The organism is Microcoleus sp. AR_TQ3_B6, from assembly GCF_036702785.1.
Lineage (GTDB): Bacteria > Cyanobacteriota > Cyanobacteriia > Cyanobacteriales > Microcoleaceae > Microcoleus.
This window is the reverse complement of sequence record NZ_JAUBVJ010000159.1, coordinates 1-7622: the sequence shown is the minus strand read 5'-3', so window position 1 is coordinate 7622 and position 7622 is coordinate 1. Positions and strand designations below refer to the sequence as shown.

At 45.5% G+C, this 7622-nt stretch carries 6 protein-coding genes; 5 read left to right on the top strand and 1 reads right to left on the bottom strand.

From position 1 onward, the window contains the following. Positions 1-1974: CHAT domain-containing protein (locus QUB56_RS35680; RefSeq protein WP_332961092.1), on the top strand; the 1974-nt coding region annotated here is incomplete at its 5' end. A gap of 148 nt (positions 1975-2122) precedes the next feature. Further along, positions 2123-3904, top strand: coding sequence for a GmrSD restriction endonuclease domain-containing protein (locus QUB56_RS35675; RefSeq protein ID WP_332961090.1), 1782 nt, complete (start codon positions 2123-2125; stop codon positions 3902-3904). A 232-nt stretch (positions 3905-4136) separates the two neighbouring features. Here QUB56_RS35675 and QUB56_RS35670 read toward each other — a convergent pair whose 3' ends face one another. Continuing rightward, positions 4137-4397, bottom strand: a complete 261-nt coding sequence (locus QUB56_RS35670) for a hypothetical protein (RefSeq protein ID WP_332961088.1) — start codon at positions 4395-4397, stop codon at positions 4137-4139. A gap of 76 nt (positions 4398-4473) precedes the next feature. Here QUB56_RS35670 and ccsB point away from each other — a divergent pair, with 76 nt between their 5' ends. The 3 genes from ccsB to tilS all read left to right on the top strand — a co-directional run bounded on the left by ccsB (position 4474) and on the right by tilS (position 7495). After that, on the top strand, positions 4474-5541 hold the full coding sequence (gene ccsB / locus QUB56_RS35665) for a c-type cytochrome biogenesis protein CcsB (protein ID WP_332961087.1): 1068 nt from the start codon (positions 4474-4476) through the stop codon (positions 5539-5541). A gap of 232 nt (positions 5542-5773) precedes the next feature. Next, on the top strand, positions 5774-6199 hold the full coding sequence (locus tag QUB56_RS35660; RefSeq protein ID WP_332961086.1) for a KGK domain-containing protein: 426 nt from the start codon (positions 5774-5776) through the stop codon (positions 6197-6199). 135 nt (positions 6200-6334) lie between these two features. Further along, positions 6335-7495 carry a tRNA lysidine(34) synthetase TilS gene (tilS, locus tag QUB56_RS35655; RefSeq protein WP_332961085.1) on the top strand — a complete coding sequence of 387 codons (1161 nt, stop codon included), beginning with the start codon at positions 6335-6337 and terminating at the stop codon, positions 7493-7495. The last annotated feature ends 127 nt before the right edge of the window (positions 7496-7622 follow it).

Here is a 7622-nt window from a genome sequence, read left to right as displayed (position 1 = left end):
GGCGCACAGACAAATACTCAAAATCAAGCATCGGTATCAAATGTGTCGGGCGCACAGACAAATACTCAAAATCAAGCATCGGTATCAAATGTGTCGGGCGCACAGACAAATACTCAAAATCAAGCGCCGAGATTAAATGCGCCGATCGCACCGACAAATACTCAAAATCAAGCGCAGGTATCAAATTCGCGAACCGCACAGACAAATACTCAAAATCCAGGGCAGGTATCAAATTCGCCGGCCGCACAGACAAATACTCAAAATCCAGGGCAGGTTTCAAATTCGCCGGCCGCACAGACAAATACTCAAAATCCAGGGCAGGTTTCAAATTGGTCGATCGCAGAGACAATTAATCAAAATCTAGCAACAGTATCAAATTCGCGAACCGCACAGACAAATACTCAAAACCCAGCGCCAGTATCAAATTTGGCGGGCGCACAGACAAATACTCAAAATCAAGCAGCAGTATCAAATTTGCCGCGGGGACAGACAAACGCTCAAAATCAAGTGGTTGCGCCTGCTGCTGGGGGAATAAATCTCGCACCGATACCGACACAGAATCTGCCAGCGAGCACAAATCCTTTACTTTCCCCCAGCTTGCAACCCCAAAACCAGATATCTAATTCCTTGCCACAGGGCAATTCATCTTTGGCGTCTCCGAGTATTGACCCTTCCAACTTGCCAGCTAACGTCGCAGCAGCTATTTTTCGGGTAGAGGATAGATTGACTAGGGAGTTTTCCGATTACCTAAATTTGCCGCCATCAATAACTGGCATCCGCACCTTAGCAGATACCCAAAATACCCTTCACAGGGTCGAACAAGCCACAGGCATGAAACCAGCACTCATCTATATCAGCTTTGTACCCAAGGATTCTACAGCCCCTCGGTCTAACAACAGTTCGCCCCTCTTGAAGGTAGAAAAGCAATTTCAAGACTCTGACGAACTGGAACTGATCGTGATCGTGCCGGATATCGCGCCCGTTCGATACCGCATCGCTGGAACCTCTCGCGGCGAGATCATCGAAGCTATTGAGAAATTTCACGCGGAAGTGACTAATCCGGTAAAGCGCAATACTAAAAGTTATTTGCCAGTGGCTCAGCAGCTCTACCAGTGGATAGTAGCGCCGCTTGAAGCACAGCTGCAAGCCCAAGGGATTCAGAATTTATCTTTTATCTCTGATATGGGGTTGCGATCGATACCCATGGCCGCCCTGCACGACGGCAAAGGCTTTTTGATAGAGCGTTACAGTGTTGGCTCAATGCCAACTCTGAGTTTGACAGATACCGGCCCCGCCAATTTCAAAAATACCCAAGTTCTGGCAATGGGGGCATCGCAATTTGTAGATATGAGTCCTTTGCCTGCGGTGGAAACAGAAGTAGCGACAATTACGCCGCAGCAGTGGCCGGGCAAGTCTTTCTTGAACGAAGCTTTCACCCTGGCCAATTTGAAATCGCAGCCCCAGCAGCAGTCTTATGGGACGATTCACTTGGCTACTCACGCCCAATTTCGACCGGGAGAGCCCAGCGAATCCTTTATTCAGTTGTGGGATACTAAATTGCGTTTGGATCAGTTGCGGCAAATGGGATGGCAAAACCCGCAAATTGAAATGTTAGTTTTGAGTGCTTGCAGGACTGCTGTGGGCGATCGAGAGGCCGAGTTGGGCTTTGGCGGGTTAGCCGTGCAAGCCGGGGTTAAATCGGCTCTGGCGACTCTCTGGTATGTCAGCGACGAGGGCAGTTTGGCATTGATGGCGGAGTTTTACGCGCAGTTAAAAACTGCTCCGATTAAAACAGAAGCACTGCGACAAGCGCAATTAGCGATGTTGCGCCGAGAGGTGCGAGTTGAAGGGGGGATGCTGCACACTTCTTTTGGCAATCTGCCGCTACCTCCGAAACTGGCAAACCAGGGGACTCAGAATTTCTCTCATCCTTATTATTGGTCTGGTTTTAGAATGATTGGCAATCCTTGGTAACAAGAGAGGACTTACGCAGAACCTCTATCTGTAGGGTGTGCAGTGCCCACCTTACAGATTGGCAATCCTTGGTAACAAGATTTGTTTTAGTCGATCGATCGATAGTATTACACTATTCTCAAAATCTTGACTTAAAGCGAGCATAAGTATGAGCATTGTTCCACCACGCGGAATGACAGTCACTGAGGCTTATCGGCTCTATCGGTCAGGTAACTTATTGGTAAACAGAAAGTATCAAAGAAAATTAATTTGGTCAGTTGACGAAAAAGAAAAACTGATTGGAAGCATTTTAAAGGGATATCCAATTCCTTTGATTTTACTAGCTGAACGTCCTCAAGTTCATGGAAGTGGAAAGTATGAGATCATAGATGGTATGCAACGACTTAATGCTATTTGTGGTTTCATTGAAAATTTATTTGCATTTAAGGGCAGGTATTTCGATCTTAACGAGTTCTCCTATGCCAAACAATTAGCTGATGACAAGGTATTTGAATTTGAAGAAAATTCTGATAAATTAGATAGAGAAGAATGTGCAGATATTTTAGATTATCAGCTTGCAGTAACCATTTACACTGCAATGGATGAAAGCGACATAACAGAGGTTTTTGGCAGAATAAATTCCGGTGGTAAGCATTTAAGCAACCAAGAGAGACGACAAGCAGGCGTAACGACATCATTCGCAGAAGTGGTTCGTACAATTGCTATGCAGTTGCGGGGGGATGATACTCGGAAAACGCTTCACCTATTTGATATGCCCCAGGTTAGTATTGATTCCAAACAGAATAATCAAGGTTATGGGATTCAAGCAGAAGACACTTTGTGGTGCAAGCAAGGAATTCTTAGTATACCTGACCTGCGTGATAGTAAAGATGAAGATATGATCGCAGATATTGCAGCATCGATATTACTTAATAAACCCCTACAAAGAAGCAGAGAGCGGCTAGATAGTCTGTATGATGAAAAGAGCAAGGACTTCCAGTTAATAGAGAATAGTCTGGCAACCTATGGCTCCAAAAAACTAGAAGAAGACATTGTAAAAACCTTCTCCGTTCTGGGAGAAACTATTGAAACATATAGCTCAGATAGTAAGTGTTTACGAAATATCGTCAACCCAGGCATTAATAATCCAATACCGCAGGCTTTCTATACAATATTCATGGCTTTTTTTGAATTAATAATTGATTCAGAACTTGTACCAGCCGACACTCAAAAGATTATGCAAGCACTCACAGAGCTTCAGCAGAGCTTAAAGCTAAGCAAGCGATTTGCAGAGATCAAGCATCGTATTAAGAATATTAATAAAACAAAGGGATTGATACAAGACTACTTCGCGAATAAAGATAAATCTACTCTAGGACAAGGTGCTGAGTTGATACAAACATTCAAAAATTCTTTACTTCGTTCTCGTATAGAAACTACAAAGTACGAGTGCAAGCAAGGTTTGATGGATCTGTCACCAACAAATAGAAAGCTAAATCATGCTTTGCTCCAGAGACTTGTTGAAACAATTTGCGGCATTGCTAACTCCGATCCAGATACTGATGGATATATTTTCTTGGGAGTGGCGGATAAAAAGCAAGACGCAGAAAAAATTAAAAATTTAGATGGGATTAATCCTATTGAAATCAATGAGAGATATGTTGTAGGAATTGATAGAGAAGCTAGGGTTTCAGGTAAAACGCTAGGGGATTATGTTGGGATATTAATGAATACAATACGTAAATCAAATTTGACTGATACCTTAAAAACTCAAGTTCTGATGAAAATTGACACTATAGATTTCAAGGGATTATCGGTGATTAGAATTCATGTTCCATCTCAAAAACAGGTTTCGTTTGTAGGTGAAAAAGCTTTTATTAGGGAGGACTCTTCAACTGTAGAAGCTAAAGGGCGAAAACTCGTTGCTGTTTCCCAATTTTTCCAAAAGTAGTTTACGAAGAGAGGGCATGAGATAGTATGGAATCTTTAGCATGACGCCTGTTTATCTAGAGAGTGAAATCCTTAGTTATCCTTACTATAGCGGTACGCAATCCCACTTAAAAAGCTTGAGAACACAGGGTTTATGCTACTCCATCTTTCTGAGAAAGGCTATATGCAGGACTACCATTGCTTTTTTGAGATTTACCAAAACTTTTAAAGATGTAAATTGCTTTACAGCAGCTTTACGGAAATTTGAGAAAGCCCTCACGCCCAAAACATCTTCCACCATCAACAATCAGCTTCTGCGCCCCCAGAAACACACCCGCCCCCGCACGCTCGGGCGTCCTCCCAGCAACAGCGGATGCACCAAATACCGCCCCAGAACCCAGGAAGCGGAGGGGGAGAGCGTTTGACCTATTTATTGGCCTGTTCGGGTCGATCGCCCGCAGGCACCTCAACAACCGCCAACAAGCCAGAATTGCCACAAAAATTCCAAATCCCAAACCCAAAACTGCCCAACCCCAGTACGATCGATCTAGTTAGCAAAAAGTAAGTAAAAACATTACCGGAGTAATTTTTATGGATCTGGTCGTACTCCAGAACTGGCTGGACAACATCTCCTTTGCCATTTTGTTCTCAACAATGCTCATTTACTGGGTTGGCGCAGCATTCCCCGGCATTCCCTACCTGGGGGCCCTAGGAACAGCAGGAATGGCCGTGGCCAACCTATCCATCGCTGCTTTACTCGGTTCTCGATGGATAGAAGCCGGCTACTTTCCCTTAAGCAATCTCTACGAATCCCTATTTTTCCTAGTTTGGGGAATCACCGCCATCCACCTAGTCGCGGAAAACATGAGCCGTTCCCGCTTAGTAGGAGTAGCGACATCCCCCGTAGCAATGGCAATATCCGCCTTTGCAGCCCTGACTCTGCCCGCAACCATGCAATCTGCAGAGCCCCTAGTACCCGCCCTCAAATCAAACTGGCTGATGATGCACGTTAGCGTCATGATGCTGAGTTACTCAACTTTAATGGTAGGAGCGCTACTGGCGATCGCCTTTTTAATCGTCACCCGCGGCCAAAAAATCGAACTCACCGGTAGTTCCTTCGGCACCAACAGCAACCGCAACGGCAACTACCGCCTCCAACGCCCTCAAAACCCCGAACCTCAAGCAGAAACCAGCGCCGACAGCGCATCAGCGTTCAGCGAACCCTCTTTCAACTCCAACAATAACGGTTTGGGCACCACCGCAGTGCTCGAATTAGCAACCGTTCAAACCCCATCAACCGCCCCAAATCAAACCGCAGAACTTCTCTCGCCCCAGCGCTTGAACCTAGCAGAAACTCTTGATAACATTAGCTATCGCATCATCGGTTTAGGATTCCCCTTACTGACAGTTGGCATTATTGCCGGTGCGGTTTGGGCTAACGAAGCTTGGGGATCGTACTGGAGTTGGGACCCGAAAGAAACTTGGGCGCTGATTACTTGGTTGGTATTTGCTGCCTACCTGCACGCCCGCATCACTCGCGGCTGGCAGGGAAGACGCCCAGCAATTTTAGCCGCCACAGGTTTTGTGGTAGTTTGGATTTGCTATCTAGGTGTTAATCTATTAGGCAAAGGTTTACATTCCTACGGTTGGTTTTTCTAATTCCCGAGCCACCAAGGGGTCGCAGAAGAACAGGATAAGTCAAAAAATAGGGATTAATATTCTCTGCGGTAGTAGGGTGGCCAATTCCCACCTTACTCAACCAGCAAGACTGTCAAATTTTATTCTCTCAAACCTAGAACCTAGAACCTCTTTCCTCAACATCCATCCGTTAAATCCGTTACATCCTTTACACTGCTCGTTGCCGAACTTCATTAAAATAAGGACAATTGATATGGACGAATCGCCAATATTTCCCCAAAAAGACGATGTTTTGTCTGCTCCTACCACCGCTTTGATGTATCAATGTACATTCAAAGTCAGTGAATTTATGGCTATTATACAGTCAAAATTGGTAGAAGAAAAATTATTCTCAGACGGCATAGATTGCGAGCTATTAAGTGCAGGGAAAAACTGGACAAAAGGAAAACTTAGGATGCGTCTGGAGTTCAGCCCGAGCGAACCTGATATCAAAGAACAAAAAGCCCTTTCAGCCACCCCGGAAATATCAGAAACCGTGCAAATCTACGGCGCAGATATCTCAAATCAAACCGATATAGATGAGCAATTAAATATCAGTGAATCAACACAAATAAGTAATAATTTTCCTATATCTAGGTATCCAGACCGCGACCCCCAAAGTCTAGGAATGTGGAGCTAGGAAGGCAAAGAGTGGGAGATTGGGACATAGGGAGAGGGGGATGCTCCCCTTTCTTTCCTCAAAATCCATCCGTTAAATCCCCTACACTGCTCGTTGCCGAACTTCCTTCTTCTTGCTTAATTAAAAACTGCTCTCATGGGTGAATCTTCCAATTGGACCCAACTCCACGCTCAACTGCACCGGACGCTGTTGCACCGAAAAATATTGCCATCACATCAGCGATTGTTAGTAGCAGTATCCGGCGGACAAGATTCTCTGTGTTTAATTAAATTACTGCTAGATTTGCAGCCAAAATGGGGCTGGAACCTAGGGATTGCTCACTGCGATCACCGTTGGCGTTCTGACTCGGAAGCCTCGGCCAATCATGTAGAACAATTAGCTAAAAACTGGGGAATATCCTACTATGTGGAAACAGCCTCGGACATCCCCAAAACAGAAGCAGCCGCCAGACAGTGGCGATATCAAGCTTTAACCGAAATTGCGATCGCCCACAACTACCCCTACATTGTTACAGGCCACACAGCCAGCGATCGGGCCGAAACACTCCTCTACAACCTGATTCGCGGCAGCGGCGCCGACGGACTTTCCGCCCTCACCTGGACGCGGCCGCTGCTCGATTTTCGATTGCCGATTGCCGATTTTAGATTGGGGAATTCCGGCGAAAATCCCAACTCCCAAATATCTGCCGATTTCAGATTGGAAAATCAGGATGAAAATTCCCAATCAAAAATCCAAAATCTCAAATCTAAAATCTATTTAGTTCGTCCCTTGCTGGAAATAACTCGATTGCAAACAGGTCAATTTTGTCAAGAGGAAAAACTCCCAATTTGGGAAGATTCCACAAATCAAGACTTGCAATACACGCGCAACCGCATTCGATCGGAATTATTGCCTTATTTGGAAACTCATTTCAACCCAAAAGCCCAACAAGCGCTAGCTCAAACAGCCGAACTCCTCCGCGCCGACGTAGAATATCTCGAACTTGCAGCCAGCGACTTGCTACAGCGAGCAATGTCTCCAATCGCAGATAATCCCCAGGTGAATTTTCAACTTCCCGTCAAGTTAAATCGCCGGATTTTGCGCGAAGCACCCCTGGCATTGCAGCGACGGTCAATGCGGCAACTACTGCAACAAATATTGCCCTCAGCACCCAGCTTTGAAAGCGTAGAAAAACTAACCAGCTTAATCGTAGCGCCCAACCGATCGCAAACCGATCCATTTCCTGGAGGAGCCATCGGCCGAGTGGAAAACCCTTCGATAATTTTAGCGAGACAGGCCCGAATCCCCACAACATAAGCACTTCGGGAGTGGGCAAGGATGAGAGTCGAGTGAGTTGACTCACTGTTTTCAGGGGGCGACAATGAAGCTAAAGTGCTTGCCCTATAAGCTTTATGGCTCTCAAGCCCTTCTGATAAAATGACTT